The sequence below is a fragment of the Lysinibacillus sp. RC46 genome, from assembly GCF_041262385.1.
Taxonomy (GTDB): Bacteria; Bacillota; Bacilli; order Bacillales_A; family Planococcaceae; genus Lysinibacillus.
Window position 1 is genome coordinate 11942 of record NZ_JBGCCF010000035.1, and the last position, 19589, is coordinate 31530.

The following is a 19589-nucleotide window of genomic DNA, read 5'->3' on the forward strand; positions in this document are numbered from 1 at the left end:
AACACCGGCCCCCTTCTTACTTCACTGCTGGAACAAAACTCTCTCGTAATCTATACTTTTGAACTTTTCCTGATGCAGTCATCGGATAGTCGTCGATAAAGAAAATATGTCGTGGTATTTTATGTCTAGAGATTTTATCCCGACAATAATCTCGAATTTCTTCCTCTGTTGCCTGCTCTTCTTCACGCAAAATGATCCAAGCTGCCGCTTCCTCTCCATAAACAGGATCAGGAACACCTGCAACCTGTACATCTGCAATTTTCGGGTGTGTGTAAAGGAATTCTTCAATTTCTCGAGGAGATATATTTTCACCGCCGCGAATAATCATATCTTTTAAACGCCCTGTTACACGTACATAGCCCGCCTCATCCATCGTTGCCAAATCCCCGGTATGCAGCCAACCAGCCCCATCAATTGCAAGAAGCGTTTCTTCTTGGTTTTTATAGTAGCCTTTCATGACGTGGTAGCCTCTCGTACATAGCTCCCCTTGCTCATTTTGCGCAGCTTCTTCGTCTGTACCAGGAACGACGATTTTAACTTCCAGATTCGGCAATGCACGGCCAACAGTTTCTACCTTTAACAATAGCGGGTCATCTGCTCTCGTTTGTGTAATAACAGGTGAGGATTCTGTTTGTCCGTAACAGATCGTAACATCCTTCATTCCCATTTTGTCGATCACGGCTTTCATCACCTCAATAGGACAATTAGAGCCTGCCATTACTCCAGTGCGTAACGTTGATAGATCGAAAGACGAAAAATTCGGTAAATTAAGTTCGCTAATGAACATCGTTGGTACACCATGTAACGCTGTACATTTCTCTTTTTCAACTGTTTGTAGCACTTCAGTAGGTGAAAATTCCTGCACTGGTACCATCGTCCCGCCACTAGTCGTAATCGCTAATGTGCCAATTACACAGCCAAAGCAATGGAAGAATGGAACAGGGATGCATAAGCGATCTTCGTATGTTAAACCCATACATTCTGCAATATTAATCGCATTATTAACTAAGTTATAATGCGTTAACATAACACCTTTTGGAAAACCTGTTGTTCCCGAAGTATATTGAACATTAATAACATCATCATAATGAAGCTCTTGCTGCCTTTGATCTAATTGCTCCTCCGTTATTTGCTTTGCAGCCGATAACACATCAGACCAGTTTAGCACTCCGGGGTATTTTGTCTCGCCAATTAAAATAACATTTTTCAATAAAGGCAGTCGCTTTGATTGCAAATTACCCGGTTCACAATGTTCAAGCTCTGGACATAACTCTTGCAGTGTATTCATAAAAGAATGGTCTCGATAATTTTCAATTAAAATAATCGTTTTTGCATCGGATTGCTTCAATAAATATTCCAACTCGCTTGAGCGATAATTCGTGTTGACAGTGACGATTGGAGCACCCATTTTACCTGTACCAAATTGCAGCTGTACCCATTCCGGGACATTGGTCGTCCATACTGCAATATGCTCGCCCTTCTCTATTCCAAGAGCCATTAACCCTCTAGCTACTAAACGACTTTGCCGATTGAGCTCCTCGTAGGTCATTCGTAAATTCCTGTCTGCATACACTAATGCTTCCCGCTGTGGATATTTTTCCGATTGTTCGTCTAGCAATTGACCAATAGTTTGATACACAAGTTCTGCCATGAAAATCCTCCTTTTATGCTATTTAAGAAATTAACAGCCAATTAAACGAGAAATAACGAGACGTTGAATTTCAGACGTTCCCTCACCGATTTCCATTAACTTAATGTCACGCAGATGACGCTCTACGTCGTATTCTTTCATATAACCTGAACCGCCATGAATTTGAATGGCTTGATTACAAGTCCGGAAGCCCATTTCAGAAGCAAATAATTTTGCCATTGCCGCTTCCTTACCGAACGGTTTCTTTTGATCTTTAAGCCATGCCGCCTTATGTACTAACGTACGTGCAAGCTCTATCTCCATTGCCATATCGGCCAATTTAAATTGTATTGCCTGTAGTTTTGAAATGGGTGCACCAAATTGTTCACGTTCTTTTGCGTATTTTAATGATTTCTCATAAGCTGCCTGTGCAATTCCTACAGATAATGCAGCAATGGAAATACGCCCTCCGTCTAAAGTATTTAAAAATTGGCTAAATCCGCGTTTTTCATCCCCTAAAAGATTAGCCCTTGGTACACGAACATTTTGCAAAATAATCTCACATGTATTGGAACCACGTACGCCCATTTTGTCGTAATTGCAGTTGATCGTTACGCCAGGAGTATTAGTTGGCACAATGATAGCTGAGATAATTTTTTTACCATCTTCACGTTTACCTGTCACTGCAGTCACAATAATTTGACGTGCATGGCCAGCATTTGTGATCCAGCATTTTTCACCATTAATGATGTAATCATCACCATCAATTACGGCTGTTGTACGTGTCCCACCAGCATCTGAACCTGCATTGGGCTCTGTTAGACCAAACGAACCTAATGTTTCTCCCTTCGCTAACGGAACAAGCCATTCCTGCTTTTGCTCCTCTGTACCGAAATTATAAATAGGCGAAGCACCTAGGCTAACTGCTGCTGCATAGCTTAATCCTGTGCCGCCACACGCACGACCGATTTCTTCAACAGCAAGTGCGTAAGAAACAGTATCTCCGCCTGAACCGCCATACTCTTCAGGAAACGGAATACCTAATAAGCCTAGCTCTGCCATCTTTTCAAAGCTCTCTATTCTCATCGTCGATGTCTCGTCAACCTCACGAGCATACGGTTTAATTTCATTTTCAGCAAAATCACGTACCATGTCTCGAATCATTGCTTGCTCTTTCGTTAGTTCAAAGTTCATCCCCAGTCCCCCTAATGTTTAATGTGCCATAGCGGATTTCGTTCAGATGTCAGTTGCAATAAATAAATACCGACTAGTCGGTTTGTTTTAAATATTAATAAAACCAGTCTCTTCCTTCGCTGCTGGCTTCTCCTTAACCATAAATTGAACTGCTTCTTCCATTGCTTGTTCAGTGACAATCGCACGCAATACCATATCCGTAAAGACTTCTGTAATTTCCTCCATTGTTAATGGACCTGATTGCTTAAACCATTTGTATGTCCAGTTAATCATCCCAACAATAGCCATCGTTACAATAGTACAAGGTAGTTCTGTACGAAAATCCTTTGTTTGCTGGCCTTCCTCTATGACTTTTTGTAAAATATCCCGATATTGATCTCGTTTTTTATGAATAATTTCACTATATTCCTCTGGCAATGAACGGCTTTCCTCATAAAAAACAGTAATATGTGCTTGATACACATCAAATACTTGGGTCAGTGTTTGTAGCATCGCACATAAACGTGTAATCGGTGTATCGTATTTGTCATATGCCTCCTGCGACTGTTTAATAACATACGAAATAAATACATCGTGAATTTCATACAACAATTCATCTTTCGATTTAAAATTATGATAAAATCCACCCTTTGATGCACCGATGTATTCAACAATGCGATCAACAGTTACATTGTGATAGCCATCTTGCTGAAATAGCACTACAGAAGCGTCAACAATGCGTTGTTTTAACGTTTTCTTTACCATAGGCATCTATCATCCTTCTTTATAACTCTTTACTCCATCACTCTTTATAATTAGAAAAAGTTTTGGGTCATCACCATAATGTGTGGTTGATTTCCGTTCCTGCTGGGCGCTTTGTAGCTGACGCTTTGCTTTCGCACAGAGCTTCCTGGAGGCGTCCGATGAGCCGCCCAGCCTCCACTCCAATCAACTTACGCACATGGTATATGTTTTAGCAAAATGCCATCCCATCTATCGGTGACGAAACCTAATTTTTCTTAATTATAAAAAAACTATGACACCATTAATATAGCATTCACAAAAATTGGTGTCTAGCACCATAGTAGATTTTATTTAAAATTACGAGAATTTATTTTACATAAAGCAGAATTTTTCAAATCACCACATATCAATTTCGCCTCGGTCTAATTGTAGCTGACGCTTCGCTTTCGCACAGAAAACATTTGTAGCTGTCGCTTCGCTTTCGGTACAAGAGAGATTTGTAACTGCCGTTTCACTTACGTTACATAAAACACTTGCTGAATGAAGATACGCAAACATACAATTACTGTATGATTTCCAACTTGTTTTCATTACTAAAATCCAAAAAAAATTCTCTAGCGCTGTATAAAAACACTAGAGAATCCCAAAAACATGATTATGAAGCTTTTGGTATTTTACGTAACCACGAGATGATGATTGCAATAATTAATGCAAAGCCTAAATACCCCATTGTTGAATAAACCTTCCCAACTAATGTCGTGAACCCTACTAAACTCGCGACAAAGCCTATTAAACCAATCACCACGATACCTATTTTAAAATATTTATGATCAGGTGCTATAAAACGTACTGCAAACGCATAAAGCATCCCTACAGCTGTATTGTACATCATGCCTAATAAAGCAATGGACATTAAGATACCCACTACAGGATGAATTTGTTTTGCTAGCTCTAATGTCGGCATTGCTGCCCCACCAACTACGTCCATTTTAACGAACATAGCGATATTAATTAGTATGATTAAGACACCGAGCATTAAACCCCCAAGAAGACCGCCTAAACCAGCAATCTTGCGCTCTTTTACTGTTCCCCCCATAACAATTAACATCGCAGTACCAGCAGCTATGTTATAAGATACATAGAGAAGTGCCCCCAATATCCAATTTGAAGCCGCAGATGTTTGCTCTTGCGCTAACACATTCTGTTCTGCGATGGTTAAGTCCATTGTGAAAATGGAGTAAATTAAAATAATAAAAACGATCCCCATTAAATATGGTGTCACTAAAGCTATTATATTAATAATATTTTTTACATTTAATAGCAATGTTAAAATCGTAATGATTACCATAAAAATACTGCCAATCATCGGATTTATATTAAACATTTGCTCGAATGTTGACCCCGATCCAGCAAACATAACAACCGCAACACCAAATAAGAAGAATGTAATGACAATATCTAATAGTACCCCTACATAACGTCCCCCAATTTGATAGATAACCTCTTTATGAGAGGTCGTTTGCGAATCTGCTCCTAATTGCGCTAGACTCATCCCTAAAAAGGCAAATGCGATTGTTGCGACAATTCCCCCAGCTATGCCGTAAAGACCGAAGCTCGTAAAGTATTGCATAATTTCTTGTCCTGATGCAAAGCCAGCACCAACGATTAATCCTACAAATGCGCCACCTATCTGCCAACTTTTTTTCATAGAACACCTGCTTTTTCTAATCAATTATTTTCATAGGCTTCCTAACGAAATATCATTCTTGTACTACTCAAGCCACGTTATTTATATGTTTTCTGCGCTGCTGTGAATAAATCGATTGTCTCCCTATTCACTTCATAGCCGATCCCCGCTTTTTGCGGAACTTCAATATAACCGTCCTTCACTATAACTTCTGGATCAATGATATCTTTTTCCCAATAACGGCTTGAGCCTGCAGTATCTCCAGGTAAAATAAAATTCGATAATGTAGTTAATGCCACATTATGTGCACGACCAATACCAGACTCCAGCATGCCGCCACACCAGACCGGGATGTTATTTGCTTCACAATAATCATGTATTTTCTTCGCTTCTGTTAAGCCACCAACACGTCCAATTTTTATATTAATAATTTTAGTACTGCCTAACTCAACAGCTTTACGTGCATCTTCTAATGAATGGATACTTTCGTCTAAGCAGATTGGCGTCTCGATTAACTTTTGTAATGCAGCGTGGTCAATGATGTCATCCGACGCCAATGGCTGCTCGATCATTGTTAAATTAAATGCATCTAGCTGTTTAAGTGTTTCAGCATCTGTGAGACGATAAGCTGAGTTCGCATCCGCCATAAACGCCACATCAGGGAACGTTTCACGTAATGTACGCATTACTGCCACATCCCAACCTGGCTTAATTTTGATTTTCATTCGTTTATAGCCTTCATTCACAAAGCCATCTACTACCGCTACTAAATCCTCGATTGATTGTTGAATACCGATACTGATCCCTACCTCAATATTGTCCTTCTTGCCACCAAGTGCCGCCGCGAGAGATTGATTCGTCTGTTGGGCATAAATATCCCAAATAGCACCTTCTATCGTTGATTTCGCCATATTATTTTTACGAATCGGTTTAAATAGCTCATTGACCTCATCTGGATGCTGAAGCTCTTTATTTAAAATAAGAGGAATTAAAAAATCTTCTAGCATATGCCAATTCGTTTGCAATGTTTCCTCGTTGTACCACGGTGAATGGAACGCTACAGATTCTCCCCAACCGATTGTCCCTGCCTCATCCTTGGCCTCTAAAACTAAAAAATCTTTATCATTAAATGTACCAAAGCTAGTTGTAAATGGTTCTTTTAATTTCATCTTTAAATGTCGAATTGTAATTTCTTTAATTTTCATATTAATTTGCTCCTTCCAGACTTAAAGTTTCTAATTTTACGAGGACATACTCGTTGTAATTTTCTTGCTGCTGCAATTGAACTGCAGCATAACCTTGTGCAAATAATCGCTGTAAAATATGTCGCGTTTTGAAACGCCATTCCAATGCTAATGTCGGGTCTTGCAGCTTCAATGCTTGAAAGTCCTTCGGCACAGGCAATGTATATAAATTTTCGTTATATTTTAAATCTTCAGTTATATCTAAGTATGGGAATCCTTGTTCATTTAGTACACAACTTGCCACTGGTACGGCATCAGTTGCATCTATTGAAACACTTTTACTTACGTAATCAGAGGTGATATACCAGCACACCTCAAAACGATCTGAAGGCAGTCCCTTATTTAAGCCATCCTGCATTTCTCCATAGCAATTTTCTATATACGTATAACAAATACCATATAATTTAGACAGATTGAGAAAACCATTTCGTGTTTCCAGCGGATCAAAGGTCCACACCATTAAATCATAGCCTCGTTCAATAGCAATAGCTTGCTGGGCATATTTTAGTTTTTCACCTATTCCTTGGGAGCGGTAATTTTCGTCTATCCCCAACATATGGGAGCATAAATAACTTTTGCCCTCTCGAAACCCCGAAAAACCGTAGCTAAAGCCAACTAATTGATCACCATCAAAGGCACCAACAACGATACCGCCATTTTTCACAGCCGTTAAAGTTTGATGAATGGGAATAGAAGGCATCCCCCAAACGTCATATTCCAATTGCTGAACTTGCTCCAGCTGTTCGATTGTCTTTATTTCCCTTATGTCAATCATCGCTATCACTTCTTTCTATTCTTTATCTCATATTCTATAAAGCTCTTAAAATAGCTCTCGTGATAATGTTCACTCCGGTAATAAGTCGCTCTCGATTAAAAGTCATTTTCGGATGATGTAATCCCGGTGTTACACCACAACCTAAGCCAAGCATTGTTGCTTTCAGGTTCGGACGTTCATACGTATAAAAATGAAAATCCTCTCCTCCAGGAGTGACGACTGGTGAAGCACATGCCCTTTCCCCAACTACGTCAACAATCGCTGAATTCATATGTTGTAATGCCTCATCATTCACTAACGCTGCAACAATATGCGCATCTACATTTAAAGAAATTTTCGCACCATACATCGCTTCTACCGATGCTTTTACACGTTCAATACCATCTGTGATAGCTTGCATTACTTCATTTGTTTGTGCTCGTGCATCGATGCTAAATGTTGCTTTCCCCGGAATAATATTCGTCGAGGTTCCTCCTGCATTAAATTGTGTCATTTTGACTGACGCAGAGACATTGGGGTCCGTCCAAATTTTTTGTAAGCCTTCGACAATCGCTGCCCCTACCTCAATAGCATTAATGCCGAGTTCAGGTCGTGCGCCATGTGCCTCTTCTCCAATAATGGTCCCAGTGAAAAGCTTTGCAGCACCATGGTACAATGCCGGGGCATATGTTCCGTCCCGCAATTCTTTTAACGGACGAACATGGACACCAAATAAGTATTCTAAATGATCGATAAGCCCCTTCTCAACGAATGCGCGAGCGCCCTGTGCTTTTTCTTCAGCAGGCTGAAAAAGAATACGTACTGCGCCAGGGAGTGATTGCTCCATATCCTTTAACACTAGTGCCGTCCCAATAGCCATCGTCATGTGGCCGTCATGACCACAGGAATGATTAGCCTTAAATTCACCATCTACTTCCTGCCATAAAGCATCAATATCCGTACGAAATCCGACTTTCGGTATCCCTTCCCCAATATCGACATACAGTCCCGTCATATCCTCAAACAACTGAGGCTCCATCTGTGCCTCCTTCAATAAATTGGCGATATATTGCGTTGTCTTCTTTTCCTGCCAGCTAATTTCCGGATGCTCATGTAGATGTGTAAAAATATCAGCCAATCTAGGCTGTAAGTTTTGTAAAACTTGATTCATTGTCTTCAACTCCATCGATTTGCTAAAAAGCTATTTTGGAAATCATCATATTTTACGCGTTGATTTTCATAATAGTCGTGATCTTGTGCAGTCATACCTGCAATCAGTGTATTTAAAAATGAAATCAGTGCTGGCATTGCGTCAATCGTAGACATTTCCTGTTGTTCATTCACAAAGGTAATCGTTGCATATTGCGTAATAGGTGCAATTTTAGAATCTGTAATACCAATAATCTCGCAATTTTTTTCTTGAATTTCAGCTGCAAATTGAATCGGCTCTTTAAAATAGCGATGGAACGATAAAATAATGACCACACTATCCTCATCGATTTCTTGTAAAGCTCTAATGATTTCACTAGTTTCAAAATCTAAAAGCATTACGTTAGGACGTAGCATATTTAACGTAAAATACAACCATTGTGCCGCTAAATGGGAAGAACCATTCCCAGCAATATAGATTTTTTTCTTCGTATGTAGCAGGTTAGAAGCACGATTAAAATCTTCCTCGTTAATGTTCTTAGCAACATTTAAAATACTCGATGCATCCTTTTCCATCGTTTTTTCATAAAAACGTGGTGTTTCAAAAAGTACCTGCTTTGATTGCAAATAATTGTGCAAGCTACTAGTATGGCCTTCATTGAATAGATGCATCGTAATCTCCCGCTGCAACTCAGCATAACCCGATAATCCTATAGCGTAGCAAAAACGGATAACCGTCGTTTCACTTACCCCCGCCTTTTCCCCCACATAAGCAGCTGAATGAACACCAACAGTCTGCAAATTTTTGAGGATAAAGATCGCTACCTTTTGCTGACTCTTCGAAAGCTCCTGATATTTATGTTGAATGACTTGTTGAATTGTTTGATTATCCATCAAAGAAGTACATCCTTTTTATTTTAGTTTTTGAAGTTTAAACTTCATTTTCATGTTACATACAGTAGCATAAATATTTTCATAATTCAATATATTTTCTGAAATTTCTGTTTATATGTGAAAATAGAAATTTTTCAATTTAATGGTGCAATATCATAACGCGGGGTTGATTTCCGTTCCGACTGGGCGCTTTGTTGCTGACGCTTCTCTTTCGCTGCAGGGTCTCGGGCCAACACGATGTTGGTCACGAAGGCGTTATCACAGGACGTGATGGTTTTAGCCTTCGTTCCTCTATTGCTGATCCCCAAGGAGTCGCCCAGTCTCCACTCCAATTAACTTATTCACATGGCATAAGAATGAATAAAATGTTATCCTCAACTGCCACTTTAGTTTCCATGTCCTTCATTTCATAATCCGAATCGCACGATGTCACAAAATGGCGCTCATATTTAGTGAAAACTAAAAAATGCACAAATGTTATTTTGATAACATTTGTGCAATAAAAAAATTTTATTTATCTAAATTAAATCCTTTTAATAGATCTGCAAAAGCATTATTTAACGGTTCTGCTTCTTTTTCTTGCTGTTTCATGTATTTCTGTACACTACGCTTATCTACTTTGCCACCGCCTTCTTTTTTACGACGGGCTTCAAATGCAGATAACTTTTCACGATAACCACATTTACATACGAAGATTTGGCCATCACCTTCACCACGTAGTTCTAGCTTTTTCTTACATTGTGGGCATCGTGCGTTTGTAACGCGTGATACGTTTTTACGATGTCCACAATCACGGTCTTGGCAGACAAGCATTTTACCTTTTTTACCGTTGACTTCAAGCATTGGCTTGCCGCAATCAGGACATGATTTTGTTGAGATATTGTCATGCTTATATTTTTTATCACTTGCTTTAATTTCAGCGACTATTTCTTGCGTGTGCTTTTTCATTTCATTGATGAACACATCTTTTTTCAACTTACCTTTTGAAATGAGCTCAAGCTTTTGCTCCCACTCGGCTGTTGTCGCAGGAGAACGTAATTCTTCAGGTACTAAGTCAAGTAATTGACGACCTTTGGATGTAATGTGAATTTCTTTGCCGCCACGTTTTTCGATTAAGAATGAATTAAAGAGCTTCTCAATAATATCTGCACGTGTTGCAACTGTCCCTAATCCACCTGTTGATTTCAAAGTATCTGCAAGCTTCTTGTCGTTCGTTTCCATATACTTCGTAGGATTTTCCATAGCTGATAGTAATGTCGCTTCTGTAAAACGTGCAGGTGGCTTTGTTTGACCAGATGTTTGGGCAATTAGCTTTGTTTTTAATACTTGTCCTTGTTCTAAACGAGGAAGCAGTTGCTCTTTGACATCATCCGTTGATTCTTCATCATCAAAACGATTTTGATATACTTCTTTCCAACCTACAACTGTAACGGTTTTCCCTTTAGCGATGAACTTCTCCTTACCGATTTGAGCTTGTACTGTTAATTGCTCATATTCTTGTGCTGGGAATAATACCGCTAAAAATCGTTTTACGACTAAATCATAAATTTTACGCTCTTTATCATTGAATGCAGATAAGTTCACATAGCCTTCAGTTGGAATGATGGCATGGTGATCGGACACTTTACTGTCATCTACAAATGATTTATTCGCTTTAACCGGTTTTGTTAAAATTTTATTCGTTAATGTACGATATTCGCCGATGCCACATGCTTTTAGACGCTCAGGTAATGTGCCTACAATATCAGATGATAAATAACGTGAATCTGTACGAGGGTATGTCAGCACTTTATGGGATTCATATAGCTTTTGCATAATATTTAATGTTTCTTTTGCCGAATAGCCAAATAATTTATTGGCATCTCGCTGTAATTCTGTTAAATCATAAAGACCTGGGGCAAATGATTTTTTAGGCTTGCGATCAATTGAGGCAATCTTTGCATCTTGATTGCCTAATGCTTTGACAATAACGTCGACTTTTTCTTTATTAAAGCTACGTGAATTACCATTTGCGTCTTGCCATGTAAGCTTTAACGAATCTGTTTGTGCTTCAATACCGTAGTACGTTTGTGCTTTAAAGTTTTTAATTTCATCTTCGCGTGCAGCAATCATCGCAACAGTTGGAGTTTGAACACGACCACAGTTCAGCTGTGCATTAAATCTTGTCGTTAATGCTCGTGTCGCGTTTAATCCGATATACCAATCCGCTTCGGAACGGGCAACAGCAGCAGCATATAAATTTTCGTAGTTTTTACCCGGTTTTAAATTAGCAAATCCTTCTTTGATTGCTTTATCTGTAACAGATGAAATCCATAAACGTTTAATTGGCTTTTTCACATTTGCTTTGTCAATAATCCATCGAGCAACTAATTCCCCTTCACGCCCAGCATCCGTAGCCACAATGATTTCGTTGACATCATTACGTGTTAATTGTGATTTGACTGCATTATATTGCTTGCCTGTTTGCTTCATCACTACTAGCTTCATTCGGTCTGGCAACATTGGAAGGTCTTCTAAATTCCATGTTTTATATTTATTATCGTAGGCTTCTGGATCAGCTAATGTCACTAAATGACCTAATGCCCAAGTAACTATATATTTGTCACCTTCTAAAAATCCGTTCCCTTTTTTATTACATTTCAAAACATTTGCTATATCACGTGCAACTGAAGGTTTTTCAGCAATAACTACACTTTTAACCATATATTTTCGTACTCCTTTACTAACTATGTACTGTCTAATATACCATAAGTTCGGGGTAGAAATTGATTAGAGCTATCTTCTTAGTCTTCATAATAGTCATTGTAGGAGAACCAAGTTAAAATGATCAGGTTCCCCACAGAGCCGATTAGACGGTTAATTTAAGGCTGTTTTTTAAAAGATTGTTGCTGTTAAAACATAAAAACAGAGTAAATCTACAAAATGTGTAGAATCAACTCTGTTTTTTTGTTTGAAATTTCGTAAATTGAATATTTAACTAAAGTACCTGTTTATCAATATTAGGATTATCAACCATCACATATAACGTAGCCCAATCGGAAACTTCTTCCCTTGTCATTTCACTTTTAAGAACTAATTTTTACAGTTGGTTGCTCCATTCTACACCACCCAGCTATCCTAAACTCAAGCCCCCGTTAGTTCAGTAAGGATTTAACAATTAGTGTTACGAATTATTTTAATGTGTTAGTTTCTCTATCTATTAGATGTTTACCTAAATCTGCATTTGCTCTTTCATAGCCAGCCGTGACTTTCCAACCAAATATATTATTCTGGATTTTCACGTTTGATGTCGTATTAATAACATCTGAACCATTTGTTCTTAATAACAAATAATAAGTATTAGAAACATCTGTTTCAACAACATCTATTAGCTGTGTAGAATCATTATCAAACACCGTTGTTATATATTTTTCAATTGCTTCATCACGAGTTGAAAAGTGAGTGGAATATTGATAAATACCAAAGGAAATAATAATTATGACCACGATTGAAAATAAGTAAATCAATAATTTTTTATACTTATTTTTCATGCTACCTCTCCTCTTTTACTTTTCTAGAAACTAATCCGACACCCTACAGAAAGTACCTACTTATTAAACTCGTTAGTTCAATAGGAATTTAATTGTTTGAACTAAACTCTATTAAATTAGATATATTGTATTCTTTTTCTATTTGTTCATTTTTATTGTTAGTCCATGACACGGTGATTTTTTCATTATTAAACGCTTTTCTAATATCATCATCATTCAAACCTTTTGTATAAAAAACAAATTCGTGGTGGTATGTTGCAAAATTTTCATTTTCATTATCCTGACTATACCATTCACCATTCCAATATCGTGTGATGTCATCTATTCCATTCAACACTTGCGGCAGATTCTCAAATTTATACATTTCGATTTTTCTTTCTTTCACTGAATCTGTATGTTCCATAGTGAAATTAAACTCAAAAATTTTAAAGTCTTCCTGCTTTGGTTCAATTAAATCTTTAGTAGCACCAATTTTTCTGTATTCTTCATCACTTACTGGAGAAACCTTGGCTTCAATTTCTATCAGTGGTGCTTTATCATTACATGCTGTTAGTAATACTAAACAAACTAACACAACGAAAATCAAACTTAATTTTTTCATAATCACACTCCAATATATTCAATATTTGGATATCCAAATTATAACATTAACTCTTCAACTAAACTGCCCCGTTAATTGAATAAAATTGCCTAATTTAAAGAGCAAATTCACGTTAATTGTGAATTTGCTCTTTTTCTATGCTTCAAAAAAATGTTTACGATGAACTGCATACTCAAACTCTCAAAACATATGTTGAGTTAACAGAATGTTCACAAAATCGAAAGGGGATGAATGAATGGATGCTCGAACTTTCAGACCTCGGAATGTGATTTGTATGACAATTGTTGTTTTTGTATCGATGTTAATTGGTTACGGTATCTATATAAATTTTATTGATGTTCCTTTTCCATGACGGCCTTACTTCTTTAATTGACTTATCAAGAATTTTCGGTTGTCTAGTATGCGCTGATCTTTTGGCTTAAATTTACGCGCTGCTTCATTATGCTGATATGCATTTTCATAAAGACGCAAGCAATTGTATAACAAGCTTAGCTGTAAATGTGGAAGCCATGTGGAATAAGCATGCTTGTGTGTAGCCATTGTCTGTTCTATAGGTTGCTGTAATGCTTGTGAATACCAGTAAATAGCCTCTTTATTTTTCGATTGCTTCATAAAAAAGTGACCGATTCGACAGCATGTTTCTGGTCTTGGTCGATCATATAATAATGATTGTAAAATAGCTTGTGTTGCTTGTTTTGAATCGTGTAGCTGTTGGTAGCAATCCGCTAAATTTAAGCAAGCTTGAATTTGATCATCAGCAGGTCCTTTTGCGGAATCTAAGAAAATATTATAGTGATTGATTGCTTCTAAAAATCGCTGATGAATTTTGAGCTCATTTGCGTAATGAAAAGTTTCTCTAGCTGAAAATGGGTGCCCTTCTTTCTTTAAACGCTCATAAATATTAATATTGCGATGAATATCACTTTTTCTTGGCAAATGTGTAATTGCTATATCACTATGATAGAGCTGGCCTGTTACGTCTAAATATTCATGGACGGCACCCTGCCACTGAAAATTACGTGCACGTTTTACGAGACGAAATCTTTTTTCACTGGATTCTACACAGCCATCTGCATCGAGCGTTACATAATAATCCATGGAAACAGCATCGACATTTGGATGATAAAGTGACTGTTTAAGTTGTAGGAACTTTTGCTGATGTTCTGTTGTGATCACGTCATCTGCATCGAGCCATAAAATAAAATCTTTCGTAGCTTGTTGAAAGGAAAAGTTTCGAGCTTTGGCAAAATCATCGCACCAGGTAAAGTCGAAAATTCGAGAGGTATAGTTTCGGACGATATTTTTTGTACGATCAGTTGAGCCCGTATCAATAATATTGATTTCATCCACTAAATGTTGAACGGAGTCTAGGCATCTTTCAATAGTACATTCTTCATTTTTAACAATCATACATAAACTAATCGTAAACATCGGTCCCCTCCTTTTTTTGTAATAATATATGCAAACTTAAAAATTTAACGAGGCTATTTACCATTTTATCTCCTAACTTTTTGAATTTATCACCCAACTTTTCCGTTTTATCGACATACGCCTCAAAAAGCACAAAAAAACGAACGCTGCACACGTTCGTTTTTTGTCTTATAAATATTGTTCACGCCACCGTAGTTGTTCTTTTTCTGTAAGCTGTTGTTCTAGGTGCGAATCCCATTGATTTAACAGTGCATTCCATATACGAACGAACAAAATATTTTGTTCTTTATCGTGAAGGACAAATTCAAGGCATGGGATATCATTGATTTGTTTAGCGTCTGTTTCAACAATTTTTGAAATTATTTTTTGAGAGGCTCCGGCTCCAGCTTCAGCTTTTTCCCCATCCTCTTGCTGTAGCGCTTCTATTAACATTGCTTCTTCGAAATGCTCCTGCTTCTCAGCCTCTTCATCCACATAGCGATATAGTTCTGGTAGATCATCGTATTCTTCCATATTGTCCTCGTCGACAGCAAGAAATGCAAGATGGCATGGGCTATAGTAAAGATTAGCCATTTCTACATCTAGCTCCTCTTCGAAGATGCCACGTTCCAGTTGCTGCTGTCCTTTAGAGGTTAATCTATAGAAGTTTTCCATTTGCTCAATAAGACTTACTCGAGACATTAACGATACTAAATCCTCAATAAATAACGGATCGACTAGTAATAGCTCACTTAATTCTTGTGCGTTTGCAAAATCCGCTTCCTGTATGCTCATTAACAGCATTGTCATCAAGACATCCATCGTAGAACGACGAACTGGCTCATAGGTCACTTCTACTGTTCGAATCGGGATGCTCCATTCATCGGTTTTGACGATTTTAATATTGCGATTTTGCTGAATTTCTCGCATTAAGCGCTGCTGTAATTTTGACAATCTACATCACCTGTCCTTCATGATTACGCAAGCCGTTATAGGATTTCACGGTCTTTAACAGATTGCTGTACATCTCTCGTGTATCTGGATGCTTCGCACGTTTGGCAAACATCTCAGCACTTCCGACAAGTAATAATAGTTCCCGTGCACGAGATAAGGCAACGTTTAAGCGGCGATAATCTCTTGCAAAACCAACGTCTCCCCCTTTAGGCGTATTACGTACCATACTAACTAGTATGACGTCCATCTCCATACCTTGGAACTTATCGACTGTCCCAGTTCTAAATTGAAGATGCGGTAGCTGTAATTCCTGTTGCAGAAGGCGATTGATTTTCTTTACTTGCTCCCCATAGAAGCTAATTACTCCAACACTTTTTTGTGCATCCTGAGGTATACGTCCAGCTGCTTTAGCTTCAATAACAGACTTATTCAAATCTATTAAAATACGACGAATTGTTTGTAATTCACCCTCATTGTAACGACTCGTTCCGCCCTTTACCTGCTCCTCTAAATAAGGTTTTTCAGTTGGAATATCAACCCATAACAAATGATCATCTCGGTTTACAAATTGTCCTTCTAGGCAATGGTCTCGTGCTGCATCCGAATCTGGTAAACCACATTGCAAACCATTTTCCTCTTTCGCGTAAAACGGTGTAATACTGTGCATAATTTTTTCATGCATTCGATACTGCAATGCCAGCATTTGCTTATGTGTTTGCGGTAAGTTATTAAATAAGCGTTCAAACAGTGATTCACGCAGTAAATTTTTCAACTCCTGTGCGCCGTCAAAGTTTGGATTTCCATCGAGCATTGCTTTTAATGTTTCCTCCAACGTATCGTCTCCAAGTAGTGGAGGTAGCTGATGATGGTCGCCTACTAAAATAACTTTCTTCCCCTTAAGCATTGGCAATAATAGCTCTGGTGGTGTTGCCTTGGATACTTCATCAATAATGACAACATCAAATGTCGGGTAGTTCTCCATAAACTCCTTACTTGCCGAAGCAACACATGTTGTACCGATAACATTCGCATGACGCACATATAATTTACGAATTTCATCTAAATCATATTCAGTAGCATTTTGCAGCTTGTCACGCCATTGCTCTTGTAATTTTTTTCGAAGAGGTAGTTGCTGTTCCTTGCGCTGTAATTCCACTATTGCTGTTTTCGAAGATGCAATTGCTTCCACCACTTCCTCGGAAGTGCGCTCTGGTGTTGATTGTAGAAGCTTTGTGCAAGCTGTGAGCTGCTTCTCCTTCTTCAGTCCAGCTATATTAATTTCTTTTATATTTTCTTCTAATTGTGTTAGCTGTTGTTCAATCTCTTGTAAGCTAGTCTGCGCTGTTTGAAGTGCCGCTTTCTTTGGTAGGAGCTGTGTATGAGCATGCTCTACTGCCTCAAGCTGTTGACGTGCTGTTTGAAGAGAAGATTTCGATTGTGACACAAGCATTTTTAAATGTTCTACAGACTCTTCTGGCTCGGCATCAATTTGGAATGCCTCAGCTAGCTGCTGAAGTCGTTCTGTATGTTGTAAAAATGGCTGCAATTGTCGCTGTAAGCTTTGAACGTCAAAGCTAGTAATCGCGCATTCTTGATGTACTAAGCCACCAATACCTTTACGCAAGGACTCAAACTCCCGATCTTTATGATCTTGTTGTTGTTTAAGAGCTACACCTTTTTGCCAGACAAAATCACGACGCATATATAAACCGAGCAAGAAACTCTCAATTTGCTCGGCAGGCGGTGTTTGTTCATCTTGAAAGGCTGTATTAAGCTGCGCAAAAACACCTGTTAAATTTTGCAACGAAAACGATTGAACTTGCTGCACTCTACTTTTAGCAAGGGCACGTTCTTTTTCTTCACCAGATACTAACGATTCCAGCTTTGCGATCGCTTTTTGCAAACGTGAATTGATGGTTGCCCATGCCTCTAAATCTTTGGCATCCTCTAAATGCTGCAAGCGATTAATTTGCTGTGACAGCACATAGGATGGGCGAATGTGATAGTGCTGTAAAAATCGTTCAATTCGCTCATAGGACGTTAAATTACTAATATATTGTTCGGCTTCCTTCATTAATCGAAGACGATTATTTTCCTCTTCATATTTCGATTGGATATCTTTGAACTGCAGTGCTAAATGCTGCTTTTGCTCTTGCAGCTCCTTATATTGAGCAGCTGCTTCCAATTGCTCCATTTTTTGAGTAGTTTCTTCTATAGTAAGCTTTAGCTGCTCTATAGATGGGCTTTCAGCAAGGGTTTGCTCGAGCGACTTTACAGCAGGCTCGATTTGCGCCAGCTGTTTTTCGTAATGCTCTTTATGTGCCTCATTCTCCTGCTGTTCAGCTTTTGCTGCCTTTAATTCTTTCTTTAACGCTTGTATTTCCTGCTGTAAAATGGGCTCGTCAATTGTGGCCTGTTCTTTTGCAGCTATTTCCTTTGTTAACTCCTCAAGCCACGCCTCAAGCTTTTCTAGCTCTTCTTCAGCCTTGGTAATACTTGATTTTAGTTCTTGTTCACGTTCTGTAAAGGCTGTAATTTCCTCTTCGATCGCTGCAAGAGTTTGCTCACGCCAATGAAGCGCAACATTTTCCTCAATAAATTTCTTACCCTCTTCTTCAATACTTTCCGTTCTACCGTAACGTAAAATTCGAATTTCTTGATTGGAAAGAAGTCGTCCTAATGCATTATCCACGGCTAGATTTGATTGAGAAGCCACGAGTGTTTTTAAGCCTGCCTTAACATTTTGCTGACAAATTTCAGAAATAACAGTTGTCTTCCCTGTACCAGGAGGTCCTTGAATGACATACAAATCTTCAACAGACAATGCTCCTAAAACAGCCCGTCTTTGATATTCGTTTAAATTATTGTGAAAAACAATATCCTCTCGAAGCTTTGATGCTCGGACAGTTGGACGTTTTTCAAATAGTATTGTCTCTAAATTAGGGTTAACTGCCTCGCCTTTTTCTAGCTTTGTAAAACCATTGCGCAATCGTCTAATTTGACTCAATGTCGCAAAATTACTAAAGCTTGCTTGCTTTGAACGAAGGTTAAGTTGATCTTTACGTGCTAAATCCTGCACAAAGGGCTTTAAGTCAATTTCTATTGTCTGCTTCCCTGCATGAGCCTTTAATACTTGTCCAATTTCACCGCGTACCCCTTGAATGCTCACACTTAACCCTTCAAGCTTCTTCCATTCCTTCGATTTTATATATGGGCAGACAATTGTCAGCCTAGTAAAATCTTCATTAAAATAGCTTTGCTTAAACTCTGTATGAATATCATCAATGGTCGCATCCCGTTCTTGAATTTTTAAATAGCCTTCCCAGCTCGAGATACGCTTTTTCACATATTCCGTGCGTTCCTCGGCTATCGGTAGCCCTCTTATTTTCGTATGAAGATCAAGCGGTATCCCTGCTCCATTATTAGGTCTTGTAACAAATTCTAATGCTGCTGGTAAGCGCCGGTTTGTATTGATTGGGCCCCGCATATGTACAAAACGAATATTTGTAGCTAGCAATCCTTCAACCTTTAGCACACAATCCATAATGGCTGTTTTCTCAGCAATGACGTCGGTTAGCCTTTCATTTTGCTCCGCATTAAAATAAATCGATAAAAATGTTTCACCAACTGTTTTTGCTTTGCGCTTTTCGATATAGACGGTGAATGTTTTTTGTAAGGCAAAAAAGGCATGCTCATTTGCTGAGCATTCCTCTACCGCTTCCTTCGCCTTATTAGTCAATATTAGACTACAGCGTTGTTTTTCTAGTATAGCGATGTCCTGCATGAGCAGCCCTCCCTTCCGTTTCACTAAAAATCTAT

At 38.4% G+C, this 19589-nt stretch carries 15 protein-coding genes; all 15 read right to left on the minus strand.

The annotated features are described in order from the left end of the window. Window positions 1-16 precede the first annotated feature (16 nt). Window positions 17-1651, minus strand: coding sequence for an AMP-binding protein (locus tag ABH966_RS22830; RefSeq protein WP_370082470.1), 1635 nt, complete (start codon window positions 1649-1651; stop codon window positions 17-19). 30 nt (window positions 1652-1681) lie between these two features. Further along, window positions 1682-2824, minus strand: coding sequence for an acyl-CoA dehydrogenase (locus ABH966_RS22835; protein ID WP_370082471.1), 1143 nt, complete (start codon window positions 2822-2824; stop codon window positions 1682-1684). A gap of 87 nt (window positions 2825-2911) precedes the next feature. Further along, on the minus strand, window positions 2912-3568 hold the full coding sequence (locus tag ABH966_RS22840) for a TetR/AcrR family transcriptional regulator (RefSeq protein WP_370082530.1): 657 nt from the start codon (window positions 3566-3568) through the stop codon (window positions 2912-2914). A gap of 375 nt (window positions 3569-3943) precedes the next feature. Beyond that, on the minus strand, window positions 3944-4138 hold the full coding sequence (locus ABH966_RS22845) for a hypothetical protein (protein WP_370082473.1): 195 nt from the start codon (window positions 4136-4138) through the stop codon (window positions 3944-3946). A gap of 64 nt (window positions 4139-4202) precedes the next feature. Further along, window positions 4203-5255 carry a YkvI family membrane protein gene (locus ABH966_RS22850; RefSeq protein ID WP_370082475.1) on the minus strand — a complete coding sequence of 351 codons (1053 nt, stop codon included), beginning with the start codon at window positions 5253-5255 and terminating at the stop codon, window positions 4203-4205. A 77-nt stretch (window positions 5256-5332) separates the two neighbouring features. Further along, on the minus strand, window positions 5333-6439 hold the full coding sequence (gene menC, locus ABH966_RS22855; RefSeq protein ID WP_370082477.1) for an o-succinylbenzoate synthase: 1107 nt from the start codon (window positions 6437-6439) through the stop codon (window positions 5333-5335). Window position 6440: 1 nt separating this feature from the next. Continuing rightward, window positions 6441-7253 carry a GNAT family N-acetyltransferase gene (locus ABH966_RS22860; RefSeq protein ID WP_370082479.1) on the minus strand — a complete coding sequence of 271 codons (813 nt, stop codon included), beginning with the start codon at window positions 7251-7253 and terminating at the stop codon, window positions 6441-6443. Between the two features lie 34 nt (window positions 7254-7287). Further along, window positions 7288-8403: a M20 peptidase aminoacylase family protein gene (locus ABH966_RS22865; RefSeq protein ID WP_370082481.1), complete on the minus strand. Its 1116-nt coding sequence runs from the start codon at window positions 8401-8403 to the stop codon at window positions 7288-7290. 5 nt (window positions 8404-8408) lie between these two features. Continuing rightward, window positions 8409-9275, minus strand: coding sequence for a MurR/RpiR family transcriptional regulator (locus tag ABH966_RS22870; RefSeq protein WP_370082532.1), 867 nt, complete (start codon window positions 9273-9275; stop codon window positions 8409-8411). Between the two features lie 510 nt (window positions 9276-9785). After that, window positions 9786-11978: a DNA topoisomerase III gene (locus tag ABH966_RS22875; protein ID WP_370082483.1), complete on the minus strand. Its 2193-nt coding sequence runs from the start codon at window positions 11976-11978 to the stop codon at window positions 9786-9788. A gap of 467 nt (window positions 11979-12445) precedes the next feature. Then, the gene (locus ABH966_RS22880; protein WP_370082484.1) at window positions 12446-12805 is read right to left on the minus strand and encodes a hypothetical protein; all 360 of its coding nucleotides are present in this window, start codon (window positions 12803-12805) and stop codon (window positions 12446-12448) included. 88 nt (window positions 12806-12893) lie between these two features. Continuing rightward, window positions 12894-13406, minus strand: coding sequence for a hypothetical protein (locus ABH966_RS22885; RefSeq protein ID WP_370082486.1), 513 nt, complete (start codon window positions 13404-13406; stop codon window positions 12894-12896). Window positions 13407-13763: 357 nt separating this feature from the next. Continuing rightward, on the minus strand, window positions 13764-14837 hold the full coding sequence (locus ABH966_RS22890; RefSeq protein WP_370082488.1) for a glycosyltransferase: 1074 nt from the start codon (window positions 14835-14837) through the stop codon (window positions 13764-13766). 168 nt (window positions 14838-15005) lie between these two features. Further along, window positions 15006-15770, minus strand: coding sequence for a hypothetical protein (locus ABH966_RS22895; RefSeq protein WP_370082490.1), 765 nt, complete (start codon window positions 15768-15770; stop codon window positions 15006-15008). Between the two features lies 1 nt (window position 15771). Next, window positions 15772-19554, minus strand: coding sequence for a DEAD/DEAH box helicase (locus ABH966_RS22900; protein WP_370082492.1), 3783 nt, complete (start codon window positions 19552-19554; stop codon window positions 15772-15774). Between the last annotated feature and the right edge of the window lie 35 nt (window positions 19555-19589).

Coding starts and splice junctions, on each gene's coding strand:
- menC (WP_370082477.1), bottom strand. CDS start 6,439: ATGAAAATTAAAGAAATTACAATTCGACATTTAAAGATGAAATTAAAA.
- ABH966_RS22830 (WP_370082470.1), bottom strand. CDS start 1,651: ATGGCAGAACTTGTGTATCAAACTATTGGTCAATTGCTAGACGAACAA.
- ABH966_RS22865 (WP_370082481.1), bottom strand. CDS start 8,403: ATGAATCAAGTTTTACAAAACTTACAGCCTAGATTGGCTGATATTTTT.
- ABH966_RS22875 (WP_370082483.1), bottom strand. CDS start 11,978: ATGGTTAAAAGTGTAGTTATTGCTGAAAAACCTTCAGTTGCACGTGAT.
- ABH966_RS22885 (WP_370082486.1), bottom strand. CDS start 13,406: ATGAAAAAATTAAGTTTGATTTTCGTTGTGTTAGTTTGTTTAGTATTA.
- ABH966_RS22900 (WP_370082492.1), bottom strand. CDS start 19,554: ATGCAGGACATCGCTATACTAGAAAAACAACGCTGTAGTCTAATATTG.
- ABH966_RS22850 (WP_370082475.1), bottom strand. CDS start 5,255: ATGAAAAAAAGTTGGCAGATAGGTGGCGCATTTGTAGGATTAATCGTT.
- ABH966_RS22835 (WP_370082471.1), bottom strand. CDS start 2,824: ATGAACTTTGAACTAACGAAAGAGCAAGCAATGATTCGAGACATGGTA.
- ABH966_RS22860 (WP_370082479.1), bottom strand. CDS start 7,253: ATGATTGACATAAGGGAAATAAAGACAATCGAACAGCTGGAGCAAGTT.
- ABH966_RS22840 (WP_370082530.1), bottom strand. CDS start 3,568: ATGGTAAAGAAAACGTTAAAACAACGCATTGTTGACGCTTCTGTAGTG.
- ABH966_RS22880 (WP_370082484.1), bottom strand. CDS start 12,805: ATGAAAAATAAGTATAAAAAATTATTGATTTACTTATTTTCAATCGTG.
- ABH966_RS22890 (WP_370082488.1), bottom strand. CDS start 14,837: ATGTTTACGATTAGTTTATGTATGATTGTTAAAAATGAAGAATGTACT.
- ABH966_RS22870 (WP_370082532.1), bottom strand. CDS start 9,275: ATGGATAATCAAACAATTCAACAAGTCATTCAACATAAATATCAGGAG.
- ABH966_RS22845 (WP_370082473.1), bottom strand. CDS start 4,138: ATGAAAACAAGTTGGAAATCATACAGTAATTGTATGTTTGCGTATCTT.